Genomic DNA, 15861 nt, shown 5'->3' with positions numbered 1-15861 from the left:
TTTTTGTGCCTCCGGCGGGCAAAGGGTCTCGACCCTTTGCAATCCCTTTAATGAGGCGTTTGGTTTGCGGGCATCGCGCTGATTGCGCGAAGCGGTTCAATAGCCTGCAGCGCGGCCATCTCGGGCAATGTTGATCCGTTGGCGCAACCTAGACAGTAACGGGATTGCAAAGGGCCCCGCCCTTTGCCCGCCGGAGGCACCCTTACCTAAACAAACCCCGCTCTAAATCCCGCCAATCTCTCCACCGCCTGATCCAACGTCTCGCCCCGCTTGGCATGACACAGGCGCAGATAGCCCCGTTCAGGCCGATCGGCATAGAAGGCCGACACCGGGATCGACCCCACCCCCGCCTCGCGGACCAAGCGCTGCGCCAAAAGCTCATCCTGCGCAGGCAGACCCGAAGCCGCCAGATCAACCGTCACAAACCACGTCCCCGCACAAGGCAACACACAGAACCCGGCCTGCGTCAGCCCGCTCACAAGCCGCGCCTTGCTCTCGACATAGCGTGCGCGGTGCGCGGCAAACCAAGCCTCGCCCAGCGCCAGTCCCTCGGCCACCGCCCATTGCAGCGGGGTGGGGGTTGTAAAGGTGATGAACTGATGGCTGGCCGCAACGCGCTCGGCCAGTTCGGGCGCGGCCACGGCCCAACCGATCTTCCACCCGGTCAACGAAAAGATCTTGCCCGCCGAGCCAACCTTCACCGACCTTTCGCGCAGGGACGGAATATCCAGCACCGAAAGCGGCTTGCTGCCATCCAGCACCGTCGCCTCCCACACCTCGTCCGACAGCACATAGATCCCATGCCGCTGCGCCAGTGCGCCGATCCCCTCCAGCGTCGCGCGATCCAGCACCGTGCCGGTAGGGTTATTGGGTGTGTTGAGGATAATCAGCCGCGTCTTATCTGTAATCGCCTCCGCCAGTTCGTCCAGATCGAGGCTCCACGCCGGAGGCCGCAGATTAACCAGCCGCGCCACGCCCCCCGCCCGCGCCACCAGCGGCAAATAGGCGTCATACAAGGGTTGAACGCAGATCACCTCGTCACCGGGCCGCACCAGCGCCAAAATCGCACTGGCCAGTGCCTCGGTCGCGCCCGAGGTCACGATCACCTCCGCCGCCGAAACGCCATACATTCCCGCCACCGCCCCGCGCAATTCGGGCAGGCCGCGCATCGGCGGATATTGGTTGCTGCGCTCCACCAAGGCCCGCTGCGCCGCGCCGATCACCTCTGGCGGCTCCTCCATATCCGGAAAACCCTGCCCCAGATTGATCGCGCCCAGTTCGCGGCAAAGCCCCGACATCACTTCAAAAATCGTCGTCTGGCTCATAGATCCCCGCTCACAAATCCCCCAGGGCGTGCAGCGCAAAGCGGCGAAACTGCATCAGCCTTTCATCCCGGCTTTCGCGCCCCTCGCGCCTTGCATCGCGCGGCGGCACATCCAATGCGGCGGCCGTAACGAACCGAATCCGCCAGCCCAACGTCGCCTCATCCACCCCCGGCAAAGCAGCAGCCAATCGCGCCTTTACCTGCGCCACGCCATCGGCAAACATCGCCCATATCTCGTCATGCAGCGCAGGCACGGCGCGCGAAAAAATCTCATCCAGAACCACGATGGCGCGATAATCCCCGCTCATAGCCGCTTGAGCCCATAAAGGCTGGATCAGCGCATCGACGCTGGCCTCAAACCCATCACCGCGCGCCAGCCAGTCGGCTCGCTCCTCGGCAATCATCGCCCCATTGCGCAGCGCCAATTCGCGCAGCAACCCGTCTGTGCCCCCGAAATGATAGCGGATCAACGCCGAATTGGCCCCCGCCGCCCCGGCAATCCGCCGCACGGAAAGGGCATGAACACCCTCGCCCACAACAAGCGTTTCAGCCGCCAGCAACAGGCGCGCGCGGGTTTGGGCTGGGGTGTCTTCGGCCATGCACGGCCAGCCCTATCAAACCGCGCGCGCGCCGCCAATCCCGGTCAACCTTTCAAACAACACACGATCATGGGACAGCCTCTCCATAATGTAGGCCCGATCCGCTGCATCGGGCGAGGCGGGATAATCCACATCCGCCCGCGCATTACGCCGCAAAGGCGACACCGCGCCAAACGGCCCCACCCCGACAAAAGCCGCTACCCGCGCCAACACGCCCGCATGATCGCGCGCCAATTCCGCGCTTTCGATAAACAGCAATTGCCGCCGGGGAAACAGCGCCATGGCCCGCGCCGCCTGCATCCCATAGGCGCCCCGCTCGACATAGGAATGATGGCGCATCCCCGTCTCTCCCGTCGCGATCCGGCTGCGTTCTTCGCGGATGGCGCGGGCGAATGGCATCGCCTCATCCCCCCGCGCATATTCCATGCACCATTGCGACCATGCCCGCTCCACCGGATCGCGCCGCAGAAAAATCAGCCGCGCCGCCGGATTGTATCGCGCGATCCGCTCCAGCGCGCCGGGCCAGAAACCATAGATCGGCGTGGCATCGACGCGCATCCCCGGTCCGTCAAACCGCGCCTCATAGGCGGCATAGTCGTGCCGCGCCCAATCCACGCCCTCGTCGTCAAAGAAATGCAATTCCTTCGGCCCGGCACAGAACCCCGGATGTTCCGCCAGATAGGCGTGCAGGCTGGTCGTCCCGCATTTCTGCCCGCCTGCAATGAACAGGTCGATGCGGCTCATCCCTGCCCCCGCGTTGTGACAATCCTGCTGACCCGCCGCACGCCATCGCGCCGCTCCATCTGCACCACCACATCGACCACTGATCGCGCATAATTCACAATATCCCCCCGCCCCAGACCCAAACCGGCCTGCAGCACGATCAGCGCCAATTGCTCAATCGCGCCCTCCGGGCTGTCAGCATGGATTGTGGTCATCGAACCGGGATGGCCGGTGTTGACCGCGCGCAGGAAACTATAGGCCTCCCGCCCCCGCAACTCGCCCAGCATGATCCGGTCTGGCCGCATACGCAGCGATGCCTGCAACAGATCCTCCACCCCCACCTGCGCCTCCCCCATCGCGCCGCGCACTGCCAGCAGGCCCACTGCGTTGGTATGAGGCACACTCAATTCGGGCGTATCCTCAATCGTCACCAACCGCTCCCCACGCGGAATTTCCCGGATCAGGGCGTTGAGCAAAGTTGTCTTTCCGCTCGATGTTCCGCCCGAAATCAGAATGTTGCGCCTCTCACGCACCATCGCGGCCAGATAGTCGCCCATCCCCTGCCCATCCACCGGCGTTGGCACAGGCGCAGGCGGCGCCATCCCCTGCCGAAACTGCGCCCCGTCAAACATCCCCTGCGCGCCCAGATCGTCCAGCCCCAGATCGACCACCACATGCTTGCGGATCGCAATCGCCATCCCTGCGCGCGCGGCGGGCGGGGCCACCACCTGAACCCGCGCGCCACCGGGCAAGGTAGCGGCCATCAGCGGATGCTCGCGGCTGATCCCCTGATGGCTGATCCCCGCCACACCCCGCGCGATCAGCCACAGCCGCGCCTCATCCACCTCGGGCAGGACATGGCATTCCATCCCCCCGCCCATTCGTTCCACCCAGATCTCTCCGGGCCGGTTGACGAAAATATCGGTCACATCCCCCTGTGCCAGAAAGGGCGCAAACGGCGCCAGCCATGCCGTCAGCATCAGCGCACCCCCGGCGTTCCGGCGAAATCCAGATCATGCGCGACCAGCACCGCAATCACCGCCCCCTCGCTTACCTTCACCGTGGCAGGGCGATTAACCGAAGGCACCAATTGCTGCCCCAGACTTTGCCCCGCGCCGCCCAGATAGACCGAGGTGCCGCCCCGGCTGACCTCGGCCGTGGCGACATTGACCCCCAGCGTCAACGCCGATTGCAGCACTGCGCTGCCCAGCCTTTCGATGGCATGGGTATCCACCCGCCCGGCAACACCCGCCCCGCCCATCGCATCCGTGGCGGGCGAGGCGATCCGGATCGCCACCCCATCGGGCCGGATCAGCCGGTTCCACACCACCATCACCCGCCGCTTGCCCGCGCTGCTGTCGGCCTTGAACTCGCCGATCAACCGGCTGCCGCGCGGGATCAGCACGCGCGTGCCGTCAAACCCGCGCACATCGGCGCTGATGATTGCGCGGGCCAAACCGGGCCGGTCGGAATTGAGCGGCGTTTCCAGCGTGGCGGCCATAATCGTCCCCTGGGGAATCGTGCTGGCGCGGCTGCGGATCATGGTGGCATGGGCGGTGTCATCGACCGGTGCGGAACTTTCGGGCTTTGCGCCCTGAACCGCCGCCCCCGCGCCCGCCGTATTGTCGATCACCAGCGCAGAATCCCGATTGGCCAATGGGCGAACCGGCGCGGGCGGCGCATAGACAGGCGCCGGGAAAGCCGCCGCGGGAGGAAAATAGGCGACCGGCGGCAAAGCAGGCGGAAGCGATGGCGCGGTCCGCCGCAACACCACCGGGCGCGGCCCCACCACCGGAGCCCGATCAACCGGCAGTCCCAAAGGCGGCGGCGGCACGCTCAGCATAACCTGCGCCTGCGGATCGGGCGGCGCTTTCCTTTGCCCCTCCATCCACACGAACAGGCCCAGCCCCAGCGCGCCCGCTACCCCCAGCATCACCGGCAGGGGCAGCATATCGCGCGGCGGAGCCACCTTTGGGCGGATGTCGCGCCCGCTCATGGCGCGATCCTCCGCCCCTCGGCCCGCGCATGGCCCGCGATGAAGGTCAGCCGCGCATAGACCCCTTCAACCACATAGAACCCATCACGCATCGCGCCATTGACCAGCGCCCGCCCCCCTGCTCCCACGCCATAGACGGCGGGCATCGCCGACCCCTGCGCCCAGCGCATCCGCGTCACCGCACCATCATCGCCAATCTCCACCGGCCAAAGCGCCCGATCTCCGTTCAGCCGATAGCGCCCCGCCGTCACCGGCCCCGCCGTCACCGGCGCGGGATAGGTAAAGCTGAGGAGATAGGGCTGAACCCCTTCACCCGGCGCCGCGCCATAAAGGGTGAAATTATAGGCCCGCGCATCGCTCAGCACCGTCAGATTGGTGGTCGGCGCATAGCCAACCGGCTTGATGATCAGGCTGTCGGCCCGCTTGTTGGTCTGCACCACCCATCCCGCGCCATCGCCCAGCGTCACCGTTTCGATCCGCTCATCCGCGCCAAAGCGCACCGTCAGCGCAAAGCCATTCGCCACGCGCAGCGCCACAACTTCATCCGGGTCATAGGGCACGGTCTGCACATGGGGATCGCCGCCGCCCGCGCGCGGCGTGATTTCGGCCATCGCAGGCGCGGGCGCCATCAGGGCTAGAGCGAGCAGCAGGACACACGGCCGCCGCATCATGGCTCACCCCCGCCCGGCTGAACGATCTGGGGCGACAGGGCGCGTCGGGGATTGCGGAAAGGATAGGGCCGCGGCTGCGCCACCTGTGTCGCCGTGGGCGCAACATCCCGCGCCATTTCCGCAGGGGCCAAGGCCACGGGCCGCGGCGCAACCGGCGCGGCAACTGGCGCAACCGGCGGCGCCTCCTGATCCCGGCGATAGGCGAAAACCTGAAAGCCCAGCGGGTTGATCCACCGATCCTCGATCCGCTGCGGCGCGCCGGAAAAGCGGTAATGCACCAGCGCCACCCAATAATCGCGCCCATCCGCCCGATCCGCCCAATAGCGCACCATCGCCTGTCCCGCGCCCATCGACGTCACGCTCTCCACCCCCACGCGCAGAGCCTTGCTCCGACCATAGAGGCTGATCGGCCCCTGCGGATTGTCCGCCTGCATCAGCGCCAGATAATCGCGCCGCGCCGCATCGGCAGACCACAGCGCAACCTTGCGATATTGCTCCTCAATCGTGGCGGCGTCATAGGCCTCGCGCGCGACGACATATTGCGCGAGCAGCGATTGCGTCAGCGCCGCATCGGGGCGCACCGTCTGGGGATGCGTGCCCTCCAGCATCTGGGTAAAGCCGGTATGGCTGTCGACCAGCAACGTATAGGGCACCACGGTTTTCATCGGCGCCAGCGCGATGATGGCCAGAGCCTCGAGCCCCGCCACGCCCACCGCGATGCCCGCCACGATCCACGCCCGCCGCGCTGATCGGGCATAGGTCGTATCACGTTGCCGCGCCCAACTGTCGGCCTGCTGATAATAGGCGATCCGCGTTTCCTCGCTCATGCCGCGCCATTTCTGTTTTGCGCTGCTGGCGCGTTGTCCCGATTTTGTGCTGCGCCTGAAACACGGCGCATCCGCCGCCCCGCCGCGCCGCCGCTTTGCCCCAAAGGTGCGCCCAAGAGCGTCGATGCTGCGCCCGTCCGCTCGCTCGTCCGTTCGATATGCATTTCCTCGCGGCGCAGGCTGCGCATCGTGGCCTGCGCGATATGTTGTGCTCGAGTGGGGCTGGCCTGCTTAGTGTGGTGCCGGCTGGCCTCATGCGCCGTTGTTTCTCGATGGGTGATGGAGGACAAAGTTTCCCCCACCGCGCCCTGCGGCAAGCGTATCGCCCATGCCGCCCGCATCACCCCCAAAGCCACCGCCCCCAGCAAAGCCGCAAACAGCCCAGCCCCCGAGGCAATCCTCCCCGCTATGGCATTGGCCCCATCGCCGCCCAGAGCGCCAAGCAGCCCCGCCACCTGCGGCCCGATCACCGCCAGTTCCAGCCCCAACACCATCGCCCCCGCCACCGCAGCCAGCATCGCCCCCACGCAGGCCCGCAGCCAGCCCACAAACAACCCCTGCGCGCCCGTCAGCAGCAGGGCGCCCACAAACAGCGGCCCCAGCCCCAGCAACAGCGCGATCACCAGACGCGGCGCCATCAGCCCCGCCAGCGCCGCCCCCGTCAGCCAACCGCTGGCCCATGCCACCTGCCCGCGCGCCTCGCTTGACAGGACATGGCCGCCCGGTTGCACCTTGTCCTCGGCGGTCTGAACCCCATCCACACGCAGGGCCTCGTCCAGATCGCCAGCGATCCCGTCAAACCGCGCCGCCATGCCATAGCGCGCACCATCCGCGCCGATGACCGAGAGCGCGATGCTCTCCGGCCCCTCGATCCCCACGCGATAGGCCACCGCCTCCCACGCGGGCCATTGCGTGGTCAGCGCCAGCACCACCCCCATGCGCAGCGCCAGCATCAGCCCGTCCCGCCCCCGCGCCTGCCCAAGCATCAGCCGATAGCCGATCAACGCCACCGCAATCGTCAAGGCGGCCGTCAACCAAGCCCCGTCGCCCCCGGTTTGGCCAAGCACCCGCCAGCCATCCTGAGCGAGCCCCAGCGCCCGGCAATCAGCCAACGCCAACACCCCGCCCACATAAGGCCCGGAAGGATCAAAAGCCCCGCAATCACCCATCATCCGTCCCCCAGCAGGCGCGGCAGCCAATGGGTCGGATCATCCCCCACCTCAGCCCGAATGGCATCCAGCCGCCGCACATGCGCCTCACGCCCCGAAAGCACCATCAACCAGCGCGCCCCGCCGTTGAGCGCAAGGCGCAAGACCACGCTTTCCCCGCCCTGCTTCACCAGAAAACAGCGCGCCGCGTCGGGCATCGCACGCACGAGTTCGAACTCATGCGGGGTCAGGCCAAAGCCATCGACATAATCGCACGCCCGCGCCTTGGGGTTGGCGGTAAAGATCTGGGTCGCGGTCTGCTCAACAATCGCCCCGGCGATCCGGCTGGCCAAGGCATCCTCGGCATTTTGCGTGACAAAGCCCAGAATGCCGCCCCGCTTGCGGATGGTCTTCAACCAGTCGCGCAACCGCCCGGCAAAGATGTCATCGTCCAGCGCCTTCCACCCCTCATCCACCACGATGATCGCGGCCGTGCCGTCCAGCATGGCGTCCACACGATGAAACAGCGCCATCATCAAAGGCGTGCGCAAAACCGGATGGTCCAGCACCAGCGTCATGTCGATCCCGACCACATCGCGCGTCAGATCGAGGCTGTCCGCCCCCTCATTGTCGAACAGCCATGCGTTTTCGCCCGCGCCCCACCATGGCCGCAGCCGCGCCGCCAGATCATCGGGCGTAGGTCGCGCGCCGCCACGCAGCAGAGCGGCAAAATGACAGAGCCGCCGCAATTCGGGCGGGGCCAGATAGTTTGCCTCCACCGCCTGTCGCATCACCTCCATTTCCGCCGAATCGCGCAGCCCCCCCACAAGGCAGCCCAGCCAATCGAGCAAAAACGCCCGGTTGCCCGCCGTATCGGGCAGGCGCAGCGGATTGAGGCCCGAGGGCCGGTCGGGCCGCAGGGCCTCATAGGCGCCGCCCATCGCGCGGATGAAGATTTCCCCGCTGCGATCTTTGTCGAACAGCACGATGCGCGGGGCAAAGCGGCGGGCCTGCGCCAACAGGAAATTGGTGATGACGGTCTTGCCGCTGCCGCTGGGGCCGATCACGGTGAAATTGCCCAGATCGCCATCGGCGTGAAAGTTGAAATGATAAGGCCCCGCCGCCGTGGTTTCGAACAGGGCCACCGCATCGCCCCACGGATTGCCCCGCGCGCGGCCCAGCGGAAAATTATGCCCGCTGGCAAAGGCGGCGAAATTGGCCGATCCGATCAGCGCGCGGCGGGTGATATAGACAAAATTGCCGGGAAACTGAGCCCAGAAGGCTGGCTCCATCCCCACATCCTCGCGCACCGCCACGATGCCCAGATCGCCCAGCGCCGCCAGCACCTCGGCCACGCCCGCATCCACCTCGCGCTGGTCCTCGCCCATAATCTGCACGCTCAGGTGGTGTTCGCCAAAGCCGGCGCGCCCTGCGGCCACCTCATCCTTGGCCTGCGTCAGTTCCTCGCGCAGGCTGATCGCCTCATCATCGGCGGCGCGCATCCGGCGCAGCGCGCGGTTCATCCGGCCAAGGCTCTCCCCCCGGTCCACAAAGGCAAAACTCTGGCTGATGCTCATCGCAAAGGGCAGGCGCAGCAGGTCGTCGAGCATCCCCGCTGTGGTCTGGCCCGGATAGTCCTTGATCGAGACAATCGCGCCAAAGCCATGCCCCATTTGCAGCGTATCCTGACCAAAGGAGACGCGGGCGCGGGGCAGATGATGCCCTACATCGCCATGGGGCAACAGCATCGGCGCCATATCACCATGGAACAGCGCACCCAGAAATTCCAGCAGCTCGCTGCACACGCCATGGCCCGCGTCATAGGCCCCCAGCCGCCGCGCGCCATAGGGGGCCAGCGCGGCCAGCACCTGCTCCACAGCCGCCTCCAGCGCGCGTAATTCGCCAGCCATTTCCGGCCCCTGCGCGCGGCCCCACAGGCGCCGCGCCCGCGCCGGGCGGCGGATCACGGAGATGAACAGGTCATTGGCATAGAGCCGCCGCGCCGCCAGCCTTTCGCGCCATGCCGCATTCAGCCCCGCGCTGAAGGCGTCAGGGAAAGTTCCCTCCAGTTCCGGCTCTACCCGGCGGCGCAGGATGTGGTGATAGAGGGCAAAGCGCGAGGAGCCGATCGCGCGCAGCATCGCCTCGCGCATGTCCTTGCGATAGTTCAGCGTATCGCCATCGGCGGTTTCGAACATCAACCCGTCGATCCTGATCACCTGCGCCAGTGATCCATCGCGCAGCGCCAGCGTGGCATCATCGACCAGATGCGAATAGGGCAGATGCGCGCCCGCCGCCGCCTCTCCGGCATAATCGGGCGCCTTTACGGCCGATAGGAATTGCATTGCCAGAACCGGTAATGGCGCACGCGCGGACAGCGCATCGCGCGGGTCATCCAGAGATCGAACCGGCGCGGTTCATGCAGGCAGGCAAGCGCCCCCAGCCCATGCACGCCCAGCGCCAGCGCCATCACCCAGATCGAGCGCAGCAGCAGGAAAGCCTCAGTTGAAATCACCAGATTGAGGACGAAGAAGGACCATGTGACGCCCGCAAACATCTGGGGACGGGTAAGCCCCACAAACAGCGTATCACGCGCCAGAGGGGTCGTCTGCGCGCCCTGTCCGCGCCCGCTCATTGACCCGCCGCCGATTGGATGCCCGCCACGATGCTGGCTGCGCCGAACAGGACGAAGCAGCCAAGGATCACGCTGGCCCCGTATCGCCAGTTAATCCGCCCGGTCAGCATCATCATGCCCACCACCGCCACGGCGACCACGGCGGCCACCGTGGCCACCGAGCCCATCAGCGTCCCCTGAACCCAGCGCAACGCGCCGACGATGGGGCCGGAGCCCGCCGGATCGGTAACGCCGTAAGCCTGAGCCCAGGTGGGAACGGCCCAAAGCGCCATCAAAAGCCCGGCCATCCGGCGATAATAGGGGAGCAGATCCTGTTTCATGCTCATGAGGCTAAAAACGGGCCGCCCCCCGCGCAACGCGGATTGCATCGGTTTCCAATCCGATTTTTTACCTAAATGCGCCAGACATATCCTTCAATCTCGACAAAGCATGTCGGACAAAGGTTGATGCCGGGCCCCGCTTCGGTTAAAGGCCCGCCCTTTCCCGGAGTCTGGCGGTAGTTTTGCCGTGTGTTCTGCATTCCGGGGCTTGCCTTTTGGCGGCGCTGGGCGCCAAAGGCATGTATCGCCGATCCAGTCAGGAATTAGGGGAAAGCCCATGTCGCGTCGCCGTCAGATCTATGAAGGCAAGGCCAAGATCCTTTACGAAGGTCCCGAGCCGGGCACGATCATCCAATATTTCAAGGATGATGCCACCGCTTTCAACGCGCTCAAAAAGGGCACGATCAACGGCAAGGGCGTGATCAACAATCGCATCAGCGAATATGTGTTCACCCGCCTGAACCATATCGGCATCCCGACCCATTTCATCCGCCGCCTGAACATGCGCGAACAGCTGGTGCGCCAGTGCGAAATCGTGCCGATCGAGGTGGTCGTGCGCAATGTGGCCGCGGGTTCGATTTCCAAGCGCCTTGGCATTGCCGAGGGTGAGCCGCTGCCCCACACGCTGATCGAATATTATTACAAGGACGATGCGCTGGGCGATCCGATGATCGCTGAAGAGCACATCGCCTGCTTCGGCTGGGCCAGCAACGAGGAAATGCAGGACATTTCCAGCATGGCCATCCGCATCAACGATTTCATGTGCGGCATGTTTGCGGCGATCAACATCCGCCTGATCGACTTCAAGCTCGAATTCGGCCGCATCTGGGATGGCGATTACAGCCGCGTGATCCTGGCCGACGAAATCAGCCCCGACGGCTGCCGTCTGTGGGACATGACCTCGGGCGAGAAGCTGGACAAGGACCGCTTCCGTCAGGATCTGGGCGGCGAAGAAGAAGCCTATCAGGAAGTCGCGCGCCGTCTGGGCCTGCTCGACAATGACGGGCCGAGCGAGGTGCTGGACCTGAACCACCATCGCAAGCTGCGCGGCAAGTAAGCCGGGCGCTCAAGCCAAACAAAAAGGCGTCTCCAGCGATGGAGGCGCCTCTTTGTTAATCGGCCACCCAGCCCCAGCGCTTGGCTGGAAACCAATATGCCTTATCGGCAGGGCGCATGACCATCTCCGCCCAACAGCGGCATTAGTACAAATACGCCTTGCGCGCGCCACCGACAGGCCTTGCCCGCGACAAATGTCCGCTTTCCCTGCACGCCAATCCCTTTTAGCATGGCGTCATGAAGCAGCCTCGTCATCGCCTTGTTCTGACCGCCCTTTTGGGAGTCGCGCTCCTGCCGCTCGCCTCGCATATCGAGGCAAGGACAGGGCCGGCGGCGGCGCACGCGGCGCATCAGGCCGTCCCGGCGGTCTGGACATTTCAAAAGAGCGATATCACGCCCGATCCGGCCTATCGCTTCGGGCGGCTGGCCAATGGGATGCGCTATATCCTGCGCCACAATGAAACGCCCAAGAACGAAATCGCGGTGCGGATGCGCTTTGATGTCGGCTCGCTGGACGAAGGTGAAAGTGAGCGCGGCTTTGCCCATTTCGTCGAACATATGGCGTTTCAGGGCAGCACCCATGTGGCGCAGGGCGAGATGGTGCGCCTGCTCGAACGCAAGGGGCTGGCCTTTGGCGCGCATACCAACGCCTTCACCACCTATGAAACGACGACCTATCATCTCGACCTGCCTCGCAACACGCCCGATCTGATCGACACGGCGCTGATGCTGATGCGGGAAACGGCGGGCGAACTGACCATTTCGCCCGAGAGCGTGAGCAATGAGCGCGGCGTGATCCTGTCGGAAAAGCGCGACCGCAACAATTGGCAGTATCGCGAGGCGCAGGACCGCTACGCCTTTGTCGATCCCAAATCGCGCTATCTGCAACGCAGCCCCATCGGCACCGAGGAAACGCTGGGCGGGGCCACGGCCGAGACGCTGCGCGCGTTCTGGCGGCGCAATTATGTGCCCGAAAAGGCGGTGCTGGTGATGGTAGGCGATTTCGATGTCGCCGCCGTCGAGGCTGAAATCCGCGCCCGCTTTGGCGATTGGGCGCCATCCCCAGCCACGCCGCAACCTTCGGCAGGGCCAATTGACGGGGCCGATACCGGGCGCAATTCGGTCTATCTCGACCCTTCGCTGTCCGAACATATCACCATCACCCGGCGCAGCGCATGGCGCGACGAGCCCGACACATGGGCCAACCGCCGCAAAAGTCTGGCCACTACGGTGGGCTATGCGATCATCAACCGGCGGCTCCAGCGGCTTGCGCGGCGGCTCGATCCGCCTTTCCGCGCCGCGCAATTCGGCACAAATGATATTTTCCACGCCGGACGCGATACGGCGATCAACGTCGATTCGATCGACGGGCGCTGGCGCCGTGCCCTGACCGCCGCGACCACCGAAGTGCGCCGCGCGATGGAGCAGGGCTTTACCCAGCGCGAAATCGACGAACAGGTGGCGGTGCTGAACAGTCTGGCCGAAACAGCGGCGGCGCGGGCCGAAACACAGGGCAGCGTGGCGCTGGCCAATGCGGCGCTGGGCATGTTGCGCGGGGGCGCGATCCCCTCCGATCCGGCGACCAACATGGCTTTCCTCAAGGCGCAGACGGCGGGACTGACGCCACAACTCGTGCTGGCTGCGGTCAAGGCCGATATGGCCACGCTCGACAATCCGCTGATCCGCTTTACCGGACGGCGCGCGCCCGAAGGCGGGGCCGAGGCCATCCGCACCGCCTGGAACGAGGCGTCGACCACCCCCCTGCCCACGATCATGGAGCCGCCGCCCGCACCCTTTGCCTATACCGATTTCGGCGCGCCGGGCCGCGTGGTCGAGGACAAGCGCGAGCCCAATTTCGGCATCCGCCAGATCCGCTTTGCCAATGGCGTCCGGCTGAACCTGAAGCGCACCACGCTTTCGCGGCAATCGGTGCTGGTGCATATGGCGATTGACGGGGGCCAGATGCTGGCCACCAGCGACAATCCGCTGGCGGTGGAAATGACCGCGATGATGGGTACGGGCGGGCTTGGCAAACATACGCTGGACGAGATGCAGTCGCTGACCGCGGGCCATATCGTCAGCCTTGGCCTGACGGCGACGGGCGACAGTTTCAACGCTTCGGCGGGCACCCGGCCCAAGGATCTGCTGCTTCAGCTTCAGATGATGGCCGCGCTGATCACCGATCCGGGCTATCGGCAGGAGGGTGAGAACATCTTTCACCAGAATGCCAACACGATGTTCCTGCGCCTGCGCGCCACGCCGGGCAGCGCGCTGCAAAGCTCGATCGGGGGCATTCTGTCGGACAATGATCCGCGCTTTACGCTGCAACCCGTCAGCGCCTATCGCGGCCTGACCTTTGCCAAGTTGAAGCGCGACATCACCGAGCGTTTGCAACATGGCGCCATCGAGATCGGCCTGGTGGGCGATCTGGACGAAGAGGCCGCGATTGCCGATGTGGGGCGCACCTTTGGCGCATTGCCGACGCGCGAGGCCGAGTTTCGCAAATATGATGACCAGCGCAAGCGGCCCTTCACCACGCAGCGGGGGGATCGCGCGCTCACCCATACCGGGCCGGCGGATCAGGCGCTGATCTATGACGTCTGGCCCACGCGCGATGATCGCGACCCGGCGGAAAAGCAGGTGTTCAACATGCTGCAGCGCGTGCTACGTATCCAGTTGACCGAGACGCTGCGCCAGAAACTGGGCCGTTCTTATTCGCCCAGCGCCAGCAGCGATCTGAGCCGCGTGTGGCGCGATTACGGCACTTTCGCGGTGTCCGCCTCGGTCGATGTGGGCAGCGTGGATATGGCCAAGCAGGCGATTGACGAGGCGGTGGCGGCGCTGGCCAAAACGCCGCCTTCGGACGATCTGATGCTGCGCGCGCGCCAGCCCTTGCTGGAAACCATCGACAACACGCTCCACACCAATGGCGGCTGGCTGGGCATTGTCGCGCTGGCGCAGAGCGAGCCGGATCAGATCGAGCGGCAGGTCCATGCCGCCGAAAGGCTGCGCGCCGTTACGCCCGAGGCCGTACAGGCTCTTGCCCGGCGCTATCTGAGCGCGCGTGATGCGGTGCGGATCACAGTCCTTCCCGCCCCCCCTTCGGACATTCCGCAAGGGCCGTCTCAAACAGCGCAGCCGGTCACAACGCATGAGGGCGTTTTTGTTTCCCGCGCTGATGGAGCCGGGTCATAATTTTCATGAATGGCGGGAAAGTGAGCCAAAAAGCGTACGCCTTGCGACAAATAATTACCCTTTTTCCGACATTCTGCTCCTTTGGCACCCTTGACGTTTGCGGCGTGTGACCGGAAAGCCGCAAGCTATAGAACGATTGTATCAGTACCGGGGGCCTTTCATGTTTCATAGCCGTCGCCTTGCCTCCCTTGCGGGTGGGCCTGCCATGCTGGCTGTCAGCCTTGCGCTGGCGCTGTCCGCGTGTTCGGGCGCCCCGCAACGCGACAAAAAGACCCCGCAGGTCGGCTTTTCGCAGGTCACGCTGACCGATGTTCCGCTCGAAATCGAGCTGCCGGGCCGCACCGCGCCCTTCCGTCAGGGTCAGGTCCGCCCGCAGGTGTCGGGCGTGCTGATGCGCCGCCTGTTTACCGAAGGCCAACTGGTGCATCAGGGCCAGCCGCTGTATCAGATCGACCCGAGCGTCTATCGCGCCGCCGCCGATCAGGCCGCCGCCAATCTGGTCAGCGCGCAGGCCAGCGCCGAGGCCGCCAAGGTCAAGGCCGACCGCTACAAACCATTGGCGCAGGATCAGGCCGTGGCCCAGCAGGACTACACCGACGCCGCTGCCGCCGCGCGCACCAGCGCCGCCTCGGTCGCGCAATATCGCGCCGCTCTGGCCAGCGCCAAGGTCAACCTGCGCTTTACCACCGTTCCCGCGCCGATCACAGGCCGCATCGGCCGCTCGCTCTATACCGAGGGTGCGCTGGTGACGGCAAACCAGACCGATCCGCTTTCGGTGATCTCGACGCTGGACCCGATCTATGTCGATATTCAGCAGAGCAGCGCCAGCCTGATGAAGCTGCGCAAGGAATTTGCCGATGGCGGCATCAAGGAAGTCGGCAAGGTCAAGCTGATTCTTGAAGACGGCAGCGAATATCCGATTCCGGGCACTCTGGAATTTTCCGAAGTGACGGTCGACACCACCACCGGAACGGTCGCGCTGCGCGCCAAATTCGCCAATCCCGATGGCACGCTGCTGCCCGGCCTGTTTGTGCGCACCCGCGTGTCGCAGGGCAAACAGAGCAAGGTCGTGATGGTGCCGCAGGGCGCATTGAGCCGCGATCCGCGCGGGGGCGCCACGGTGATGGTGCTGGGCACGGGCAACAAGGCGGAAATCCGCAAGGTGACCGCCGACCGCACGATCGGCGATCAATGGGTGGTCACCGATGGCCTGAAACCCGGCGACAAGCTGATCACACAGGGCCTTGGCAAGATCCGTCCGGGTCAGGTCGTGATCGCCGTGCCAGACAGCACGCCGCAGGGCATCAAGGCCCACGACAAGTCCTCACCCCAAAAGCCCTCAGCAAAGTAAGAGACGGGAAAAAGCG

14 protein-coding genes are annotated in these 15861 nt (G+C 65.3%); 3 read left to right on the top strand and 11 right to left on the bottom strand.

What is annotated here, in order from left to right:
* Nucleotides 1-206: 206 nt before the first annotated feature.
* Genes GGR38_RS19250 through GGR38_RS19200 form a run of 11 tightly spaced genes read right to left on the bottom strand, consistent with a single transcriptional unit; the run spans nt 207 to nt 10210 of the window.
* Nucleotides 207-1325: an aminotransferase class I/II-fold pyridoxal phosphate-dependent enzyme gene (locus tag GGR38_RS19250; protein WP_183627777.1), complete on the bottom strand. Its 1119-nt coding sequence runs from the start codon at nt 1323-1325 to the stop codon at nt 207-209.
* A 10-nt stretch (nt 1326-1335) separates the two neighbouring features.
* Nucleotides 1336-1923 carry a TetR family transcriptional regulator gene (locus GGR38_RS19245; protein ID WP_183627775.1) on the bottom strand — a complete coding sequence of 196 codons (588 nt, stop codon included), beginning with the start codon at nt 1921-1923 and terminating at the stop codon, nt 1336-1338.
* Nucleotides 1924-1938: 15 nt separating this feature from the next.
* On the bottom strand, nt 1939-2667 hold the full coding sequence (locus GGR38_RS19240; RefSeq protein ID WP_183627774.1) for a sulfotransferase family protein: 729 nt from the start codon (nt 2665-2667) through the stop codon (nt 1939-1941).
* Complete coding sequence (virB11, locus tag GGR38_RS19235) at nt 2664-3626, bottom strand: P-type DNA transfer ATPase VirB11 (protein WP_183627772.1); 963 nt, start codon at nt 3624-3626, stop codon at nt 2664-2666. Before virB11 ends, GGR38_RS19240 begins: the two co-directional genes overlap by 4 nt.
* Nucleotides 3626-4642 (bottom strand): TrbI/VirB10 family protein, encoded by a 1017-nt coding sequence (locus tag GGR38_RS19230; RefSeq protein ID WP_183627770.1) that lies wholly within the window; start codon nt 4640-4642, stop codon nt 3626-3628. Before GGR38_RS19230 ends, virB11 begins: the two co-directional genes overlap by 1 nt.
* A complete protein-coding gene (locus tag GGR38_RS19225) occupies nt 4639-5313 on the bottom strand; it encodes a TrbG/VirB9 family P-type conjugative transfer protein (protein WP_183627768.1) in 675 nt (224 codons plus the stop codon). Before GGR38_RS19225 ends, GGR38_RS19230 begins: the two co-directional genes overlap by 4 nt.
* Complete coding sequence (locus tag GGR38_RS19220) at nt 5310-6140, bottom strand: VirB8 family type IV secretion system protein (RefSeq protein ID WP_183627766.1); 831 nt, start codon at nt 6138-6140, stop codon at nt 5310-5312. The genes GGR38_RS19225 and GGR38_RS19220 overlap by 4 nt, the downstream gene beginning before the upstream one ends.
* Entirely contained in the window at nt 6137-7312 is a 1176-nt protein-coding gene (locus GGR38_RS19215) for a TrbL/VirB6 family protein (RefSeq protein ID WP_183627764.1), read from the bottom strand. The genes GGR38_RS19220 and GGR38_RS19215 overlap by 4 nt, the downstream gene beginning before the upstream one ends.
* Nucleotides 7309-9639 (bottom strand): VirB4 family type IV secretion/conjugal transfer ATPase, encoded by a 2331-nt coding sequence (locus tag GGR38_RS19210; protein ID WP_425497073.1) that lies wholly within the window; start codon nt 9637-9639, stop codon nt 7309-7311. Before GGR38_RS19210 ends, GGR38_RS19215 begins: the two co-directional genes overlap by 4 nt.
* On the bottom strand, nt 9612-9923 hold the full coding sequence (locus GGR38_RS19205; protein ID WP_183627760.1) for a VirB3 family type IV secretion system protein: 312 nt from the start codon (nt 9921-9923) through the stop codon (nt 9612-9614). The genes GGR38_RS19210 and GGR38_RS19205 overlap by 28 nt, the downstream gene beginning before the upstream one ends.
* Nucleotides 9920-10210, bottom strand: coding sequence for a TrbC/VirB2 family protein (locus GGR38_RS19200; RefSeq protein WP_281379461.1), 291 nt, complete (start codon nt 10208-10210; stop codon nt 9920-9922). Before GGR38_RS19200 ends, GGR38_RS19205 begins: the two co-directional genes overlap by 4 nt.
* A 310-nt stretch (nt 10211-10520) precedes the next feature.
* Between GGR38_RS19200 and purC the strand changes: the two genes are divergently transcribed.
* The 3 genes from purC (at nt 10521) to GGR38_RS19185 (ending at nt 15845) form a co-directional block, all read left to right on the top strand.
* Nucleotides 10521-11300 carry a phosphoribosylaminoimidazolesuccinocarboxamide synthase gene (gene purC, locus GGR38_RS19195; protein ID WP_183627758.1) on the top strand — a complete coding sequence of 260 codons (780 nt, stop codon included), beginning with the start codon at nt 10521-10523 and terminating at the stop codon, nt 11298-11300.
* Between the two features lie 236 nt (nt 11301-11536).
* Nucleotides 11537-14494, top strand: coding sequence for a M16 family metallopeptidase (locus tag GGR38_RS19190; protein ID WP_183627756.1), 2958 nt, complete (start codon nt 11537-11539; stop codon nt 14492-14494).
* A gap of 160 nt (nt 14495-14654) precedes the next feature.
* Nucleotides 14655-15845: an efflux RND transporter periplasmic adaptor subunit gene (locus GGR38_RS19185; protein WP_246405036.1), complete on the top strand. Its 1191-nt coding sequence runs from the start codon at nt 14655-14657 to the stop codon at nt 15843-15845.
* Nucleotides 15846-15861 lie beyond the last annotated feature (16 nt).

This window comes from Novosphingobium sediminicola (assembly GCF_014196525.1).
Taxonomy (GTDB): domain Bacteria; phylum Pseudomonadota; class Alphaproteobacteria; order Sphingomonadales; family Sphingomonadaceae; genus Novosphingobium; species Novosphingobium sediminicola.
The sequence above is the reverse complement of the archived record's forward strand: the minus strand, read 5'-3'. Positions and strand labels throughout refer to the sequence as shown.